Origin of the sequence: uncultured Desulfovibrio sp. (assembly GCF_910584445.1) — a bacterium.
In the GTDB taxonomy this organism is placed as follows: domain Bacteria; phylum Desulfobacterota; class Desulfovibrionia; order Desulfovibrionales; family Desulfovibrionaceae; genus Desulfovibrio.
The window spans coordinates 55779-72675 of record NZ_CAJUBO010000014.1; the positions used below are offsets into that span (position 1 = coordinate 55779).

The 16897-nt window shown below is 64.6% G+C and carries 14 protein-coding genes; 8 read left to right on the top strand and 6 right to left on the bottom strand.

The features are described 5' to 3' along the window. The first annotated feature begins 9 nt into the window (after positions 1-9). The 4 genes from QZ294_RS07880 (at position 10) to QZ294_RS07895 (ending at position 3701) form a co-directional block, all read left to right on the top strand. Positions 10-633, top strand: a complete 624-nt coding sequence (locus QZ294_RS07880) for a TetR/AcrR family transcriptional regulator (RefSeq protein ID WP_297048666.1) — start codon at positions 10-12, stop codon at positions 631-633. A 68-nt stretch (positions 634-701) separates the two neighbouring features. After that, positions 702-836, top strand: coding sequence for a hypothetical protein (locus tag QZ294_RS07885; protein ID WP_297048668.1), 135 nt, complete (start codon positions 702-704; stop codon positions 834-836). Next, positions 836-2278 carry a sodium:solute symporter family protein gene (locus tag QZ294_RS07890; RefSeq protein ID WP_297048671.1) on the top strand — a complete coding sequence of 481 codons (1443 nt, stop codon included), beginning with the start codon at positions 836-838 and terminating at the stop codon, positions 2276-2278. The genes QZ294_RS07885 and QZ294_RS07890 overlap by 1 nt, the downstream gene beginning before the upstream one ends. 226 nt (positions 2279-2504) lie before the next feature. Next, complete coding sequence (locus QZ294_RS07895) at positions 2505-3701, top strand: Bcr/CflA family efflux MFS transporter (protein ID WP_297048673.1); 1197 nt, start codon at positions 2505-2507, stop codon at positions 3699-3701. A gap of 13 nt (positions 3702-3714) precedes the next feature. Here the strand turns inward: QZ294_RS07895 and QZ294_RS07900 are convergent, their stop codons facing one another. Continuing rightward, positions 3715-4278, bottom strand: coding sequence for a Fe-S-containing hydro-lyase (locus QZ294_RS07900; RefSeq protein WP_297048675.1), 564 nt, complete (start codon positions 4276-4278; stop codon positions 3715-3717). A gap of 123 nt (positions 4279-4401) precedes the next feature. Then, a complete protein-coding gene (locus tag QZ294_RS07905; protein ID WP_297048677.1) occupies positions 4402-5247 on the bottom strand; it encodes a fumarate hydratase in 846 nt (281 codons plus the stop codon). A gap of 140 nt (positions 5248-5387) precedes the next feature. On the opposite strand from QZ294_RS07905, the gene QZ294_RS07910 reads away from it, so the two are divergent. Then, positions 5388-5765, top strand: coding sequence for a hypothetical protein (locus QZ294_RS07910; protein ID WP_297048679.1), 378 nt, complete (start codon positions 5388-5390; stop codon positions 5763-5765). Next, the gene (locus tag QZ294_RS07915; RefSeq protein WP_297048680.1) at positions 5759-5998 is read left to right on the top strand and encodes a hypothetical protein; all 240 of its coding nucleotides are present in this window, start codon (positions 5759-5761) and stop codon (positions 5996-5998) included. The genes QZ294_RS07910 and QZ294_RS07915 overlap by 7 nt, the downstream gene beginning before the upstream one ends. A gap of 24 nt (positions 5999-6022) precedes the next feature. Here the strand turns inward: QZ294_RS07915 and bioA are convergent, their stop codons facing one another. The 4 genes from bioA to QZ294_RS07935 all read right to left on the bottom strand — a co-directional run bounded on the left by bioA (position 6023) and on the right by QZ294_RS07935 (position 10966). Further along, the gene (bioA, locus tag QZ294_RS07920; RefSeq protein ID WP_297048682.1) at positions 6023-8134 is read right to left on the bottom strand and encodes an adenosylmethionine--8-amino-7-oxononanoate transaminase; all 2112 of its coding nucleotides are present in this window, start codon (positions 8132-8134) and stop codon (positions 6023-6025) included. Continuing rightward, positions 8121-9068 carry a biotin synthase BioB gene (bioB, locus tag QZ294_RS07925; protein ID WP_297048684.1) on the bottom strand — a complete coding sequence of 316 codons (948 nt, stop codon included), beginning with the start codon at positions 9066-9068 and terminating at the stop codon, positions 8121-8123. Before bioB ends, bioA begins: the two co-directional genes overlap by 14 nt. Before the next feature lie 112 nt (positions 9069-9180). After that, positions 9181-9579 (bottom strand): MucR family transcriptional regulator, encoded by a 399-nt coding sequence (locus tag QZ294_RS07930; RefSeq protein ID WP_297048686.1) that lies wholly within the window; start codon positions 9577-9579, stop codon positions 9181-9183. A gap of 625 nt (positions 9580-10204) precedes the next feature. Further along, on the bottom strand, positions 10205-10966 hold the full coding sequence (locus tag QZ294_RS07935) for a DUF4851 domain-containing protein (RefSeq protein ID WP_297048688.1): 762 nt from the start codon (positions 10964-10966) through the stop codon (positions 10205-10207). Positions 10967-11178: 212 nt separating this feature from the next. On the opposite strand from QZ294_RS07935, the gene QZ294_RS07940 reads away from it, so the two are divergent. Beyond that, on the top strand, positions 11179-12483 hold the full coding sequence (locus QZ294_RS07940) for a chloride channel protein (RefSeq protein WP_297048691.1): 1305 nt from the start codon (positions 11179-11181) through the stop codon (positions 12481-12483). A 376-nt stretch (positions 12484-12859) separates the two neighbouring features. Then, on the top strand, positions 12860-16363 hold the full coding sequence (dnaE, locus tag QZ294_RS07945; RefSeq protein ID WP_297048693.1) for a DNA polymerase III subunit alpha: 3504 nt from the start codon (positions 12860-12862) through the stop codon (positions 16361-16363). Positions 16364-16897: the final 534 nt, after the last annotated feature.

The window sequence follows — 16897 nt, forward strand, 5'->3', positions numbered from 1 at the left end:
GGAACCGTCATGAACAGGAACGGAAACAAGAAAGCCGCCCTCCTCCGCGCCGCCAAGGAGCTTTTTGGGGAGTATGGCTATGCGGAAACCACCTTCAAAAAGATCTCCGACCGGGCGGGCGTGGCACTGGGCCTCCTGACGCACCATTACGGCAACAAGGAAAAACTGTTCCTTGCCTCGGGCCTGGACGTGCTGGAGCACTTTCTCGCCCACCTCACGGCGGCCATCAGCGGCGCGGCCACGGGCTATGACGCGGTCATGCGCTTTTGCCGCGCCTATCTCGAGTTTTCCGTGGATCCGGACTCCAACTGGCTCGTGCTGGTGCGCTGCTCCCCCTACAGCGACATGAAGACCAAGACGGACCGGGATCTCATGGATTCACGCTTTGCCAGGATCCATGAACTCCTGGCCGGGCTGCTCGTCCGCGGCGTGGAGGATGGCAGCCTCGTGGCGCTTGATGCCGACGACACGGCCCAGGTGGTCATTTCGCTGCTGGTGGGCGCCAATCGCACGCGCGTGCTCACGCCATATGCGCCGCCGGCGCTCTATGAGGAAACGCTTGCCTTCGTTTCCCGTTCCCTCCGGAACACGCGCCCGCATGGCGGGGTCCGGCACGAGACGGCGCCCCATTGACCTGGCGCCCCCCGCGATGGCGCCCGGCAGGGGCGCGGCACGGGGAGCTGCCGCTTTCAGGAGACTGCATGGATTTTTTCAAGGTGCTCATGCTCACCGACATGGCTGTCAGGACCGCTGTGCTCTCCCTTGCGGGAGCGCTGGTGCTGGCCCTCGCCAACCTTGTGGCTCTGGCCCGCAAACACCGGGGCGGTCGTAACTGATGCTGTTCAATATCTTCATATGGGCGGCCTATATCGCGCTGTTCATCTGGCTTGCGCGCAAGGGACGCGGCCATGACGCCCTCACCGCCGGTCGGGTCGGCTTCGGCATTCAGGCGTTCGCCTATGTGGCTACCTATATTTCCGCGGTGGCCCTGGTGGGATTCGGCGGCCTGGCCTACGCCTATGGCCTGCAGATGCTTCTGGTGGCCGCCGGCAACGTCTGGCTCGGCACCTGGATGGTCTATCGTTTTCTGGCATGGCCCACGCGCGTCTGCCAGCGGGCGCTGGGCGCCCGCACGCCCACCCAGCTCATCGCCAGGGGGCATGAAAGCCCGTTGCTCGGCAAGGCGCTGGCTGTGCTGTTCGCCGTCTTTCTCGGCGTCTATGCCTCGGCGGTCATCAAGGGGGCAGCCCTGCTCCTGGCGCAGATCATCCCGGTGCCGGTGTGGATACTCATCTGGACGGTGGCCCTCCTGGTGGGGTTCGCGGTCTTTGTGGGCGGCCTGCGGGGCGTGCTCTATACGGAAGCCATGCAGGGCTTTGTCATGCTCGTGGGGATCTGCATGCTCGTGGGCGCGGTCTTCGCGGCTGTGGGCGGCCCCTCGGCGGGCATTGAAAAGCTCGCGGCCCTTCCGCCCACGGATGCCGTCAACAATGGCTTCGTTGCCCTTTCCGCCGGAGAACAGGGCTGGTTCATCATTTCACTCGTCATCGTGACGTCCGTTGCCGTATGGGCGCAGCCGCAGATGATCCAGCGCCATTTCGCCCTGGCTTCGGCGCGGCAGGTGGACCGCATCACGCCGCTCGCCATGCTCGTGCTGACCCTGCTCGTGGGCGGCGCCTACTTTGCCGCGTCGCTTTCGCGGCTCATCCTGCCGGCCGTCACTTCACCGGACGAAGTCATGCCCATGCTCGTCCGCATGCTCCTGCCCAATGCCGGACTCCAGCTCTTTGTCCTAGCTATTGTCTCGGCTTCGCTCTCCACGGCCACGGCCATCTTTCACATCGCGGTCTCGGCCCTGGCGGAGGATCTTCCGGGCCGCAAGGCTTCGCGTGGCGCGTGGCTTGCGGGCATCATCTTCTGCGTCCTCCTTTCCGGCGGCTGCGCCCAGATCAAGGGCCAGCTCATCGCCCTGCTCTGCACCACCAGCTGGAGCATCGTGGGAGCCACCGTGCTGGTGCCTTATGTGGCCCTGGTACGCTTCGGCAAACGTTGCCCCGTGGCCGCCTGGATGAGTTGCGTGGCGGGCTTTTCGGTCTGCATGTTCTGGTATCTCATGGCGCACAAGAGCCTCGGCGTGCTGCCGCTTTTCTGGGAAACGGCGAGCATCATCCCCCCCTTCTTCGCCGGTTTTGCCTTTTCCCTCGCCGGCTGGTTCACAGGCTGGTTCCTGGTCAGAGACCGCCATTCCACCCATCCCTTCCGGAGAGAGCTTTTCTAGGGTCTGGACCTATTGATGCGGCTGCCGGCTTGGGATGGCAGCTTGTGCAATGCCACAGTCATCCGTCAGGAACAGCCCTGAGCCGCTGTCCATTTGCGTACGCCGCGCTTCGCGCCGCCTTCGGTCGCGTCACTGGGCGATCTTTGTCGGTCATGTAACGGAGCGTCGCCGGATGCCGGGACCACAGACAGTTGCCCTCGCGAACATTCGGATTTAAGCTGCCGCGATGAAAAGCCGCCGTCTTTTTTTCCCGGGAAACCGTTTCCTCATCCTCTATCTGTCCTTCCTGAGCGCCTTTGCCCCCATTTCAACGGACATGTACCTGCCGGCGCTGCCTTCCATCGCCCGGACATTCGCCACCACCAACGAACTGGCAAGCGCCACCATCAGCGCCTTCATTCTGCTTTTTGCCGTTTCCATGCTCTTCTGGGGTCCCGTCAGCGACAGATATGGCCGCAAGCCGGTCCTCGTGGCGGGGTCTGCGCTCTACATCGTCGCCAGCATGGCCCTGTGCCTGACGCGCTCCATTGAGGTCTTTCTTGTCTGGCGCGGCATCCAGGCCCTGGGCAGCGGCGCCGCCTGCGCCATGTCGCTGGCCGTTGTCAAGGACGTGTTGCGCGGCGGTTCCATGGAAAATGTCGTGGCCGTCATGCAGGCCACGGTCATCATCGCCCCGCTCACCGCCCCGGTGCTGGGCGGCTGGCTTTTGCTCGTGACCGACTGGCGCGGCATTTTCCTCTGCCTTGCCGCCTGCGGCACACTGGCGCTGCTCGGCGCCCTCTGCCTGAAGGAAACCAGCTCCCGCCGCAACGCGCGTTCCCTGTCGGCAACCTTCAGGCGCATGGGCCATGCCGTTGCCAACAAAAATTTTCTCTTCCCTCTACTCATCTTTTCGGCAATGTCCATGCCGTTCATGTCCTACCTGGCTGTCTCAGCCTTCATCTTTCAGAATACCTTCCATGTTTCCGCCCAGCACTACAGCCTGTTCTTCGCGCTCAATGCCTTCTGCTCCCTGCTTGGTCCCTTTCTGCATATCAGCGTTTTCCGGCATTGGAACCGCAACAGCGTCCTGACGGGGCATCTGCTGGTCATGTGCCTGGTAGGCATTGGCGTCATGCTCTGGGGAGCGAACGGCCCGTGGGCCTTTGCCCTGCTGTTCGCGCCCATCAGTTTTTGCGGCAGCGCCATGCGCGCCCCCGCAACAGTGCTGATGATGGAGAGCATTCAGGGAGACAATGGCATCGTCGCATCGCTCATCAACTGCACCGGCCTGTTTTTTGGCGCCGTTTCCATGCTGCTGGCGAGCCTGGCGTTCTGGCCTAGCGCCATCATGGCCGTGGGCTGCATTTCCGCCGCGGTTTCAGGGCTGTGCCTTGCGGCGTGGCTGGTCGTCGCGCGGCGGCGGCAAGCTCTCGCCGCATAGCGGTCGGGCCGCCTCAAAGCCTGCGATAGGGCCGCTGCCCCAGGGCGTATTGATCGTTGCCCATACTGTCGATGACCACAATGGCGGGAAAATCTTCCACTTCCATGGCGGCAAGCGCTTCCGGACCCAGTTCCGGCCAGGCGAGCACCGTATAGCTTCTGATGCTGCGGGCTATGAGCGCGCCCGCCCCCCCGATGGCGGCAAGATAGGGCGCGCCATGCGCCACCATGGCATCGACCACCCGCGGCGAACGGTAGCCTTTGCCGATCATCCCCCTGAGTCCGGCATCCAGCAGGCGGGGAGTATAAGCATCCATGCGGCCCGCCGTTGTAGGACCCGCCGAGCCGATGACCCGCCCCGGTCTGGCCGGGGATGGTCCCACATAATAGACGACCTGGCCGTCCAGATCCACGGGCAGGGGCGCTCCCGCTTCCAGCAGCGCGACCAGACGTTTGTGCGCGGCATCACGCGCGGCCAGAAGCACGCCGGAAATGAGCACGCGCTCGCCCGCCCGCAGGCTGCGGGCCGTGGCATCATCAAAAGGCGCACGAATGCGCCGGGGCTGTGGAGCGGACATGGAACCCCCCAAAACATTCTCCTCAGGTTTCGCTGCCGCTATTCAGAGCGGTTTGGCAATGAAAGCATCCAAGCCGCTCTGGCGACAGCGGGAGCGTTTACGCATGTTCCTTGCGAAAACGCTCTACAAAAGCGCTTCCGCATGACGCGCGGCATGACAGTTGATATTGACCGCCACCGGCAGAGAGGCGATATGGGTCGGCGCCCATTCCACATGGACGGCCAGGGCCGTGGTGGACCCGCCAAGCCCCTGAGGCCCGATGCCGGTTTTGTTGAGCATTTCCAGAAGCTCCCGCTCCAGAGCCGCATAGCGCGCATCGGCATTGCGGCTGCCAAGGTCGCGCGCGGCGGCGCGCTTGGCAAGAAGGCAGGCCAGCTCCATGGTGCCGCCAATGCCCACCCCCACCACCATGGGCGGGCAGGAACTGGGACCAGCCGCCTCCACGGCCCCCAGGACCACGGCGCGCACGCCTTCCATGCCGTCGGCGGGCACGAGCATTTGCAGCACGCTCTTGTTCTCGGAACCGGCGCCCTTGGGTGCGAGCCTGAGACGTATCCCGTCACCGGGCACGATGCGGACATGGATGACGGCGGGCGTGTTGTCACCGGTATTCCTGCGCTCAAAGAGCGGTTCCGCCACCGAGGACTTCCGCAGATACCCCTCCGCATATCCCCGGCGCACTCCGGCGTTGACCGCCTCGGTAAAATCGCCGCCCACGATGTGGACATCCTGCCCGATGTCGGCAAAGATGACGGCCAGGCCCGTGTCCTGACAGAGGGGGATGGTCTCCGCGGCGGCGATGGCGGCGTTTTCCTCCAGTTGCTCCAGGATGCCGCGCCCAACAGGCGAAGGCTCCGTGTCCCTGGCCCGGCAGATGGCGGCGCGCACATCGTCCGGCAGACGGCAGCAGGCGTTCACGGCCAGTTCCGCCACAGCGGCGGTGATGGCTGCCGCAGGAATCTCTCTCATATGCATCCCTCCCTGGTGCTGTGGATCATCCGGCAGACGCATGCAAGCACGATCCGCGCCGCATGGCAAGGCTCGCCCGCGGAGCGGCCACGGGGCCTTGCGTCGCAGGCCGTTTCCGGTACACTTCGCTCATGAAAGAGATGCCGCCCCCTTCTGCGCCGTGCGGGGAATTCCATGCCCGTGAGGGCCGTCTGGAGCTGCGGCTCAGCCTGTTCCGCCAGGGGCCTGATCTGCATGCCTTTCTGTGTGGCGGCGAATCCCATGTGGGAGCCACCGCCCTTGCCGCGCCCGGTGAAGCCACGCAGGTCTGCCAACGTCCCGGACATCGGGAAGGCGCCCTCGCGGGTCTGGTGGCGCGCCGTCTTGCCGAGGCCTTCGACTGCGCGGTGAGCGTCAGCGCGGGCATCCACTTCAGGAGCATCACCCGCGCGGAGATCGCCATTGTGGAACGCATGGCCGCCGGGCTTGCCGAACGGTGCTGTCCTTCCCCGAACACAAGGAGCAGCGGAACATGCTGAACATCCAGGACCTGGAATCGCTGGAGACCTATATCCGCTCCGGCCAGCTGGAAAAGGATTTTCAGGACGGTTGCGAGAACGACCGCCACTATCTCCTGGAATTGCTGGAAAAGCTCATGGATGTGGCCGAGCTTGCCGATGAGTCCGCCACACGGCTCATCTACAGGGGACTCAACCCGGGACTCATGCCGACGCGGAAGCCGCCGGAAGTCGATGACGGCCAAAAATCCTGACCGCCGGGGCGCGGCAGGTCCGCATCAGACCGGAAGGCGCCAGGCGTCCGCTTCCAGCGCGCGGAACACCGCATCGCAGAGCCGTGCCACATCCTCGGCCGGGGTGATGTAGGGCGGCATCAGATAGATGAGTCTGCCAAAGGGGCGTATCCAGACACCGCGTTCCACAAAAAAGCGTTGCAGGGCCGCGCCGTTGACCGGCGCCTTCATCTCCACCACGCCTATGGCGCCCAGAACGCGCACATCGGCGACATCCGAAAACCGGCGGCACGGCTCAAGCCCCCGGGCAAGCAGCCTCTCGAGCTGCTCCACCTGCGCCTGCCAGCGGTTTTCCTCCAGAATGTCCAGCGAGGCGCCCGCCACGGCGCATGCCAGCGGATTGCCCATGAAGGTCGGGCCGTGCATGAAAACGCGGCCATCCCGGCAGATATCCCCGGCCACGGCCGCGGTACAGGCCGTGGCGGCCAGGGAGAGCACGCCGCCGGTCAGCGCCTTGCCGCAACAGAGGATATCCGGACGGACATCAGCCCATTCGGCGGCAAAAAACCGGCCTGTACGGCCAAATCCCGTGGCGATCTCATCAAGGATCAGCAGCGCGCCCGCCCTGCGGCACAGTTCCGCAAGCCCGCGCAAATAGTCGGGATGGTAAAACCACATGCCGCCCGCGCCCTGCACCACAGGTTCCAGGATCACGGCCGCGACCTCGTCGCCGCGCTCGGCGAGGATACGACGCGCATCCTCAAGCGAGGCGGCGGCAAACGGCGCATCGAAACGGCAGGCGGGCCGTTCCATGAAAAGCTGTTCCGGAAGCAGCCCGGCAAACAGGCTGTGCATCCCGGTGACCGGATCGCATACGGACATGGCCCCCAGGGTGTCCCCATGGTAGCCGCCGCGGGGCGCCAGAAAGCGGGTGCGCCGCCGTTCCCCCCGTCCCTGCTGGCACTGGAGGGCCATCTTGAGCGCGACCTCCACCGCGACGGAGCCTGAATCCGCAAAGAAGAGCCGTTCCAGCCCCGCCGGCATGGCGGCAAGCAGCCGCTCCCCCAGCGTGACCGCCGGCGCATGGGTAAGGCCGCCGAACATCACATGGGGCATACGGCCGCTCTGGGCGCGCAGGGCCGCGAGCAGGCGCGGGTGGTTGTAGCCGTGCACCGCCGCCCACCAGGAGGACATACCATCCACCAGTTCCCGCCCATCGGCCAAGACGATGCGGTTATCATGGCTGCGGGACGCCGTTTCCAGCGGCGGCAGGCGCGTTGCCGAAGCGTAGGGATGCCAGAGCGCGGCATGGTCGCGGCCCTCGAGGTCATCCGACGTATCGGGAAAGCCCGGCGCCGGCTTTCCGCGCAGGGAATGCGCGAGCGGCAAAAGCTGTTCCGCAAGCAGGCTCCAGCCTTCCGGTCCCAGTGTTTCCACATGCGGCAGACAGCACATGACGGCGCCCGGCCAGTCCGCGCGCAGCCGTTCGCGCAGGTAGCGGATATTCTCTTCCAGGATGGCCGGCCCTGATGCCTCGCGCACCTCACGCGGCGGCTCCACAAGCGCCAGGGCCGCCAGCGCAAGGCCCCGCCGGCGCAGCGCCGCAAGGGAAAGCAGGGCATGGTTGAGCGCGCCCAGTTCGTTGCGAGCGACCAGGATGACCGGCGCCCCCAGGAAGGCCATAAGGTCGAGCATCGTCTCGCGCGCATTGAGCGGCGCCAGAAGGCCCCCCGCTGTTTCCAGAAGCAGGAGTTCCGCGGGCGGCGACAGTCGCGCCCAATGCCCGCGGATGTCTTCGGCAAGCCCCGCGGCATTCAGGCAAACACCCTCGGCGGCAGCCGCAAAATGCGGTGATGCGGCGAGGGCAAAGGTCCGCAATGCCGCTGCCGGCGGCACGGATGAGGCGCCCGCCATATCGGCCACAGCCGAGGCATAGGTTCCTGCGTCTCCCCTGCGGGGCATGCCGCCGGTTCCTCCGTCCCGGACGCCTCCCGCGGCGGAGACCCCGGTCTGGACCGGCTTGACCGCCTGAGCCGCCACACCAAGCCCCCGCAGAGCGCGCAACAGGGCAGATGTGACAACAGTCTTGCCCACATCCGTGCCCGTTCCGGCCACGGCAACGGCGCGAAGGGTGCAACCGGCATCAGCGCGCGGCATCGGTATCAGGCTCCATGCCATGGGCAAAGATCAGGGCAAGGTCGTTGTGCAGGGACTCTCCCCTGGTGGTCAGATAATCGCCTGTCATGAGCGCATTCGCGCCTGCGGCGAATATTTCGCCCTGCCGCGCGCCCAGCACCAGCGGACGCCCCCCGCAAACGCGCAGGGCGGCCTCGGGAAGCACATGCCGAAAAACGGCAATGATCCGCAAGGCCTCCTCCGGAGCAAGCGGGACACGTTTCGCCAGGGGGGTTCCCGGCTGCGGGTGGAGAAAATTCAATGGCACATGCGCCACGCCGAGGTCCCGCAGGGCAAAGGCCAGACTGATGCGCTCCTCCCAGGTCTCGCCCAGGCCGAAAATGCCGCCGCAGCAGAGGCTCAACCCCGCGGCCAGCGCCCGGCGCGCCGTATCCCGGCGCTGTTCCCAGCGTTGCGTGGTGCAGACGCGCGGATACCAGCGTTCCGACGTTTCAAGGTTATGATGGTAGCGGACAATGCCCGCCTGCACGAGCCGTTGCATGCGCCGGGCGTCAAGACGCCCGAAGGACGCGCAGAGCCGGCCGCGGACAGGGGCGGGCAATCCCGCCACAAGGCGCAGGACACGCTCGAAGTCTTCGCCATCCAAGGCTGCGCCGCTTGCCACAAGGCCGATGCGCTGCACCGGCGTTGCGGCAAGGGCAAGGATGCGCTCCCGCAGGACGGCATCCGCCAGAAGCGGAAACCCCCGCTGCGGCGCCGGATCGTGGCGGCTCTGCGCGCAAAAGCTGCAATCCATGCCGCAATGCCCGCTGCGGATATTGATGATGGCGCAGAGGCTCACCGAGCGGCCTGTGGCCGCATGGCGGAGGCAGGCGGCGCGGGAAAGGAGTTCCGCATCCGGCAGGGAGAGAAGCGCAAGAGCTTCCTCCGCGGTGGCGGCGGGGAGCAGGTCCATGAGAGTCCAGTATGGAGGGAAGGCGTGAGCGCGTGAGCGGCCGCCGAAAAACAGCAAAGGCTCGGCGGCCGCACCGGGAAAAAGGCCGCCCAATGGCGGCCTCACATCCCTGCTAGTTGGCCTTGCGGCGCTTTTCCCACAGTTTCATGTCTTTCATCTTCTTGCGGCGTTCGCGCTGGAGCGACTTGCACACAAGAGGCGTATCTTTCTTGAGGCCCCATTTTTCGCGGTAGGCGGCGCTATCGAGTCCGTGGCTCGCCAGATGGCGCCGGGTGAGGATCTTGAAGCTCTTGCCGCATTCAAGGCAGGTGACGGATTTTTCCTTGATGGATTTGCGCGCTTCCTGGGCCATTTCCGCGCAATCCATCTCGTCAGGAACGGCATCCTCCGCAATGGCGCGGATGCCGGCAGTCAGCTTCTGGATATAGGCGGTAATTTCCTCTTCACTCATGATGCGCACGCCAGCCTGGGCACGCGCGATTTCGAGCGCTTCCTTCAGATAGTCATCCATGGCTTCACCTCGTTCTTTGAAATTACAAAAGCGATTTCCGGCACAACGGCAAAAGGGAAATGCATGCTTCTGGCACCCGCGTTGACTCTTTCAATCAATCAACACGGACAGACACTACACAACCTTTGCGACAACGTCAATTCTTTCGCGTGGGTGGCAAAAAATTCCTTCCGAAAGAAAAAAGAGGCGGGGCGGATGCCTCTTTTGTGCACATATGCAACCCGCAAATGAAACATCCCATTGCATCCGCGCACTGCGCCCGCACTGTTTTTCCAGAACGCATCCCCAACATGAAGCCAGATATAAGAAACTGAATTTTTCCGCATCCTGGCTGTTCGGCCTGCCGCCCTGTTTCCGCGCATGAGGGCCGGCAATGAGAAAGGGCGCCCGGGGACGCCCTCAGCTTCGTCAACCGGCTCCCGCGGGATGCTGGCCGCCGCAACGCGCCTGATGCCAGTTTGCGAAAGAGGCACTCGTGTCTGATTGCAAAAATTCCGCGCAGAATTCTGCGCGGAATTTTTGCAGGATCGTTCGCGAAAAAACATGATTTTCCGCTCACTCCCGGCGGCTACGCCGCCGCAAGACCCTTGCGGATTTTGCAGTACCTGCTTTTTGCAGGCAGGCACTAGTCGAAATTGTAGATATCATACCGGGAAGCGGTGCCGAGAAAATTCTGCCCCATATACTGCCACCGGATGCCCTGGATGAACCCCGTCTTCACGCCCGCAAGCTCCTGCGGGGCGACGCTGACCGCAAAGGCATCGCGCGCCCGCTGCTCGAAGCCGGCGAGCAGTTCGGAGTGGCCGAACGGAAGCGCTGCAAGGGATTCGACACCTTCCGGGAGCGGCTCGCGATATTCCATGATGATTTTATCATCATTGAAGTTGAAGCGGGCGGCAAAGGAGCGCGCCAGCCACAGTTGCGGGCTTCCGTCAGGATGGACGGCCGTGACCAGGCCGCTGAAGGGGTCGCGGGCGGGATCGACGATGAAGGTGCACGCCTGGTACCCCACACCGCCAAAGGTCTCCACGGTCTCATCCACGCTCTGGGGATGGGACGTGATGCTGTCCCAGTACCAGCCCTGGGGCACCGCCGCCTGGGCCACGACAGCCAGTGGCGCGAGGCCGCCTTCGCCATAAACGGCAAGCCACATCTGGATGGGAAGGCCGCCGAGCATGTCGCTCCATATCAGGCTTGCCATGCCCCTGCCCGCAGTCATCAGGGGCATGTTCCTGGCCTCAATGGCAATGTCGGGCCGGGCGGTGGAAACATAGGCCGTTCCGAGCATGCCCCGTTGCAGCGCTCCCCGGCAGCCGGCCACTGCCGCCACAAGGGCGACAACCAGGACCAGCGCGAGCGGGAAGCGGCGGAAACGCGTATATTTCATGATATGTCCTCCATCTGGTGTTCGCCATGCTGGCGGCGCATGGGCCACATGCCGCAGCCCGAGCATATGCCAATGGGCACCGCCATGCAAACACGGCCAGGGCCGTCCGGACCCATTGGAAATCACGGGCGGAGGATATATGCTGCCATCAGTGGGCGTGGCTAGGCAGGCGCGCGGCACTTCCGGCGGAACCTTCAACGCAGGGGCGGCTCATGGCGGGTCCATCCTTTTTCCAGCGCATTGGCGGAGTTCTGCATTTCCCCGCGCCTGACGCGCACACCGCCGGCGAGGAGGTCCGGCTTGCCCTGTGGGGGCTGATCATCGGCCTTTTGGCGGGCAACATCATCGCCGTGTTCCGCATCTCTTCCAGCGCGGCCTTCTCCGCCGTGCTCGACTGGTTCCGCGTCCATGCCGGGGAGCCGCTCATGTGCGCGGCGTGGGGCCTGCCCGCGCTTCTGGCCGCCCTGATCACCGGGCGCCTCATGCGCGACCCGGCCATCCGCTCCGGGGGCGCCGCATGGATCACGCAGGCGCTCGCCGGACCGCAAAAAAACGTCCTGACGCGCATCCTGCTGCCCAAGTTTCTCGGGAGCTGGCTTGTCATGGCCTGCGGCCTTTCCGTCGGGCGCGAAGGTCCGTGCATCCAGATGGGCGCTTCCACTGCTCTCGGCCTCGCCCGGTGCGATGGCGGCGGAGATGCGGCCACCCATGCGGCCAAGCGCCGCATGCTCATCCTGTGCGGCTGCGCCGCCGGGCTTGCCGCCGCCTTCAGCGCCCCCTTTGCCGGGATCTTCTATGTGCTGGAAATCATGAAGGAACGGATCTCGCGCAATCTGCTCATCCTGATGCTGGGCGCGAGCCTGGGGGTCTATCTTGCCACCACGGGGCTTTTCGGGCTTGGACTCATGCTGCCCCTCAAAGACGCCGCGCCGCCGGCGCCGTCCTTCCTCTGGACAGCGGCGATAGTGGGCATTTGCGCGGGTCTTGTGGGCATCGTCTATTGCGGCATGCTCCGGGGGGCACAGAGGCTCTACGCACGCGGACGCCGCATCCCCCTCCTGCTGCATCCGCTCCTCCCCTTTCTCGGCGCGGCATTCATGCTTTTTTTCTATCCGCAGGCGACCGGCGAGGGGCTTGCCATTTTCGGGTCCATGGAATCAGGGGGCGCGCTCCCGGCGCTGCTCGTCTTTCTGTGCGTCAAGCTCCTGTTTACGTCGTTTTGCTATGGTTCGGGCGTTCCCGCCGGGGTGATGGTGCCGGTGCTGGCCCTGGGCGGTGTGGCCGGGGGGCTGTGCGCCGCCTTTTTCACGGCCGCCGGCATCGCCGGGGGCGGCGGTATGGCGGCGTTCATTGCCATGGGCATGGCAAGCGCCTTTGCCGCCGCCGAGCGCGCCCCGCTGACAGGCATCATGCTCGTGCTGGAAACAACAGGCGCCTACGCCGTTGCGCCGGGGCTTCTGCTGGCGGCGGCCGTGGCGACGCTGCTGGCGCGTGTTGCCCGGGCGCGTCCTCTCTAGGTCTGGACTCATTAAAGTACGTTATGTTTTTTTCAGCGAGGAAAAGAGGTTTTTCCGCTGGCCGCCCGAAGCGGAGCGAAGGGCGGGGGCTGTCGCCGCAAGGATCCTAAAAAATAAGATTTTTTTGCGCTGGCAAGGAAGTGGACGATTTTTGGAGGGAGTGTACATAGGCCCAGACCCTAGCGTCTGCTTTTGCAGGCGGACACCAGAGGGGGCACCGCTTCCCGAACGGTCCTGCGCGCAAAAAACGCGCTGCGCCCGCCCGGTGCCCGCGGCATCCGGCCGCGCCGCACGGCACGGGCGCCTTGAGACCGGCCCTCCCCTATGCTAGAAGGATATCCTTCCCCGACAGCCTGAAGCCTTCTCCGGAGCCGCCATGTCCGATTTTGTCCATCTTCATTGCCATACGGAATACAGCCTTCTTGACGGGGCGATCCGCATCAAGGACCTTTGCGCCAGGGCCAAGGACAACGGCATGGGCGCCTGCGCCATCACGGATCACGGCAATCTCTTCGGCGCGGCCTATTTCTATACAGCCTGCAAGGACTTCGGCCTCAAGCCCATTCTCGGCTGCGAGGTCTATGTCTGCCCCGACCACACGGACAAAAGCCCGGAGACGGGCAAGCGTCGCAACCACCTGATCCTTCTTGCCCAGAACGATGCCGGCTATCACAATCTCGTCAAGCTCGTCAGCCACGGCTTTCTTGACGGGTTTTACTACAAGCCCCGCGTGGACAAGGAGCAACTGCGCCGCTATGCCGACGGCCTTGTCTGCCTTTCGGCCTGCATTGCGGGCGAGATCCCCCGCGCCATCCTCGCCGGCGACATGGACAAGGCCCGCGCCCTGGCCGACGAGTACGCGGGCATCTACCCCGGGCGCTTTTATCTGGAGCTTCAGTCCAATGGACTCGCCGAACAGGAGCGCGTCAACACCGGGCTGCTGGAACTGGCCGAAAGCGCGCGCCTGCCGCTTGTGGCGACCAATGACTGCCACTACCTTGAGGCCGGGGATGCGGACGCCCACGAGGTGCTGCTCTGCATCCAGACGCAGACCACCATGGACGACCCCAAGCGCATGCGCTTTGAAACGCGGGAGTTGTATTACAAGACCGCGGAGGAAATGGAGCGCGCCTTCAGCCATGTGCCCGAGGCGCTCGCCAATACGGCGCGCATTGCGGAATCCTGCCAGGTGGAACTGGATTTCGGGCACCATTATTTTCCCGTGTATCCGCTGCCCGAAGGCGCGAGCATGGAGTCCGAATTCCGGCGGCTGGCCGAGGAGGGGCTGGAAAAACGCCTCCAGGCGCACCCGGACCGCGAACATATCGACCCGGCCCGCTACCGGGAGCGCCTGCAACACGAGATCGACGTCATCCTGGAAATGGGCTTTCCGGGCTATTTCCTCATCGTGCAGGAATTCATCAACTGGGCCAAGAACCACGCCATCCCCGTGGGGCCGGGCCGCGGTTCGGCGGCAGGCTCTCTGGTGGCCTGGGCGCTGAAGATCACCAACCTTGACCCGCTGCCCTACAATCTGCTGTTCGAGCGCTTCCTCAATATCGAGCGCGTCTCGCTGCCCGATATCGACGTGGACTTCTGCGAACGGCGGCGCGGCGACGTGATCCGCCACATGGTGGAGACCTATGGCGAGGATTCGGTGGCGCAGATAACCACCTTCGGCACCATGAAGGCGCGGGGCGTGGTGCGCGATGTGGGCCGCGCCCTGGGCATGAGCTTTGCGGAGACGGACCGCATCGCCAAGCTGGTGCCCGAAAGCCTGAAGATGACCATCGACAAGGCCCTTGAGCTGGAGCCGGAACTCAAGCGCCTGCAGGACGAGGAACCTCAGGTGCGGCGCCTGCTCGACACCGCCCGGCGGCTGGAGGGCCTGGCGCGCCACGCGTCCACGCACGCGGCGGGTCTGGTGGTCTCGGACAGGCCCATGGAGGAATACCTGCCGCTCTATCTCGGCAAGCGCGGCGAACTTGTCACCCAGTTCGACGGACCCATGACCGAAAAGGCGGGGCTGGTCAAGTTCGACTTTCTCGGTCTCAAGACCATGACCCTCATCCAGGATACGCTGGACAACATCGCGCGCCAGGGCGCCGAGGCGCCCGACCTCGACACGCTCTCCCTGGATGACGCCGCCACCTACGAGCTTTACGCCCGGGGCGACACGGACGGCATCTTTCAGGTGGAAAGCTCGGGCATGCGCCAGTATCTTCGCATGCTGCGGCCCTCCTGCTTTGAGGACATCATCGCCATGCTGGCCCTCTACCGGCCGGGACCGCTCGGCTCGGGCATGGTGGACGAATTCATCAAGCGCAAGCACGGCCAGGTGCCGGTGATCTTTCCGCACGAGTCGTTGCGGGACTGCCTGCGCGATACCCACGGCGTCATCGTCTATCAGGAACAGGTGATGCAGATCGCCCAGATCATCGCCAGCTACACGCTGGGCGGGGCGGACCTGCTGCGTCGCGCCATGGGCAAGAAAAAGCCCGAGGCCATGGCTCGCGAACGCGTGACCTTTGTGGCCGGGGCGGAAAAAAACGGCATCGCCGCCGAAAAGGCCAACGAGATCTTCGACCTCATGGAAAAATTCGCCGAATACGGCTTCAACAAGTCGCATTCGGCCGCCTATGCGCTCATTTCCTATTTCACGGCCTATCTCAAGGTCCACCACAAGGTGGAATTCATGGCGGCCCTGCTCACTTCGGAGATGGGCAACCAGGACAAGCTCCTCAAATATGTTGCCGCCTGCAAGGACATGGGCATCGAAGTGGCCCAGCCCTCGGTCAACGAGAGCGAGCGCGAGTTTTCCGCCCGGGGCGGTCGCGTGATCTTCGGCCTGGGCGGCATCAAGAACGTGGGCGACGAGGCCATCCGCGAAATTGTGGAAGCGCGCCGCGAGGGCGGCGCCTATGCCTCCCTTTTCGACCTCACCTGCCGCGTGAACCTGCGCAAGGTCACCAAGCGCGTTCTGGAATCGCTCATCAAGGGCGGCGCCTGCGACTGTTTCGGCGTGCCCCGCGCGGCCATGCTCGCCGCGCTGGAGCTGGTCGTCCTGCGCGCGCAAAAAAAGGCCAAGGCCCGCAATTCCCCGCAGGTCTCGCTGCTGAGCATGGCCCCGCCGCAGGAGAGCGCCCCCCTGCCCGGCATCGGACTCGACTGCCCGGAAGCGGCGCTTCCGGAAATGGCCGACGACCTCAGGCTCAAGGCGGAAAAGGAGGCCCTGGGCTTCTTCCTCACCAGCCATCCGCTCCAGCCCTATAACCGCGAGATCCCGCGCCTGGGCCTCACAACACTTGAAGCGCTGCATGAACTTTTCGCCGGCGCGCGGGTCAACTGCGCCGTTCTTGTCACCAGCGTGCGCGAGGTCGTCACCAAGCGCGGTGACCGTATGGCCTTTGTGGCAGTGGAGGATTTCACCGGCCATGCGGAAGTGACCTTCTTCCCCAAAGACTATGCCGAGGCGCGCGAACTCATCCGCGGCGAACAGCCCTTGTGCCTGACGGCGCGGCTGGAAAGCCAGGGAGAAGGCAACCGCGAAAATCCCGAGGCGGAAGAGGAAAACGAGGCGCCCGCCGCCGAGTGCAAGCTGCTCGGCCAGCGTGTGCGCCTGCTGGCCGAGGTCTGCGCCGAAAGCGATACGCCCATCCAGGTGGAGATACCGGCGCACCGGCTTGGCCGGGCGGACATACTGGCCTTGCGGAACATTCTGGAACGCCATGCGGGAGAGGTGGAAGCGGAAGCCATCGTCCGCCTGGACGGCTGCGAGTGCCGCCTGCGGCTGGACGCCGCCCTCAAGGTGCGGCCCGGCCCGGAACTGACCAAGGCCCTTGCCGCCTGGGCCGAAGAGGAACGAAACGCGGTCGCGTAGCGGGACGGCGCGGTACCGTCTGCGGGGAACAAGCGGCCGCCGGTGAAGAGACCCGGCAAGACATTCCTGGCGCGAACCTTGCATACGAACATGCGGGGGCATAACGCCGCCGGGATCCTGACCGATAAGAAGAAGGGACACCCCCAGCCGGACGGGCATGCCGGCGGATCCACGATGCGGACAGGCATGAGGTATCATGATGCGCGATCCACACCGTCATAGTGCTTCCGGCATACACGGCACGCGGAATGCTTCGCTGTTGTGTACGATTCTTGCTATATATACACACACACACACACACACACATTAACACCGCGTTTTAACAGCCTTCCCGCGATACACCCGCCAGTGGGCGCGGGTTTCTCCCCCTGGCTGCGCCCTGCCGCCTCCGTAGCATCCTGTCTTTCCGGAATCATCGCTGAAATTTTGCACTGTCGCGCGTCCTTCGCCGCCGCTGAAGGGGGCGCGTGATGGTCTCGCTCAACACCAATATGCTGGCTGCCAACACGGCCGGAAACCTGAAAAACAGCTACT

Coding starts and splice junctions, on each gene's coding strand:
- QZ294_RS07915 (WP_297048680.1), top strand. CDS start 5,759: ATGCTGAACATCCAGGACCTGGAATCGCTGGAGACCTATATCCGCTCC.
- QZ294_RS07885 (WP_297048668.1), top strand. CDS start 702: ATGGATTTTTTCAAGGTGCTCATGCTCACCGACATGGCTGTCAGGACC.
- bioB (WP_297048684.1), bottom strand. CDS start 9,068: ATGGACCTGCTCCCCGCCGCCACCGCGGAGGAAGCTCTTGCGCTTCTC.
- QZ294_RS07890 (WP_297048671.1), top strand. CDS start 836: ATGCTGTTCAATATCTTCATATGGGCGGCCTATATCGCGCTGTTCATC.
- QZ294_RS07940 (WP_297048691.1), top strand. CDS start 11,179: ATGGCGGGTCCATCCTTTTTCCAGCGCATTGGCGGAGTTCTGCATTTC.
- dnaE (WP_297048693.1), top strand. CDS start 12,860: ATGTCCGATTTTGTCCATCTTCATTGCCATACGGAATACAGCCTTCTT.
- QZ294_RS07930 (WP_297048686.1), bottom strand. CDS start 9,579: ATGGATGACTATCTGAAGGAAGCGCTCGAAATCGCGCGTGCCCAGGCT.
- QZ294_RS07880 (WP_297048666.1), top strand. CDS start 10: ATGAACAGGAACGGAAACAAGAAAGCCGCCCTCCTCCGCGCCGCCAAG.
- QZ294_RS07910 (WP_297048679.1), top strand. CDS start 5,388: ATGCCGCCCCCTTCTGCGCCGTGCGGGGAATTCCATGCCCGTGAGGGC.
- QZ294_RS07935 (WP_297048688.1), bottom strand. CDS start 10,966: ATGAAATATACGCGTTTCCGCCGCTTCCCGCTCGCGCTGGTCCTGGTT.
- bioA (WP_297048682.1), bottom strand. CDS start 8,134: ATGCCGCGCGCTGATGCCGGTTGCACCCTTCGCGCCGTTGCCGTGGCC.
- QZ294_RS07905 (WP_297048677.1), bottom strand. CDS start 5,247: ATGAGAGAGATTCCTGCGGCAGCCATCACCGCCGCTGTGGCGGAACTG.
- QZ294_RS07895 (WP_297048673.1), top strand. CDS start 2,505: ATGAAAAGCCGCCGTCTTTTTTTCCCGGGAAACCGTTTCCTCATCCTC.
- QZ294_RS07900 (WP_297048675.1), bottom strand. CDS start 4,278: ATGTCCGCTCCACAGCCCCGGCGCATTCGTGCGCCTTTTGATGATGCC.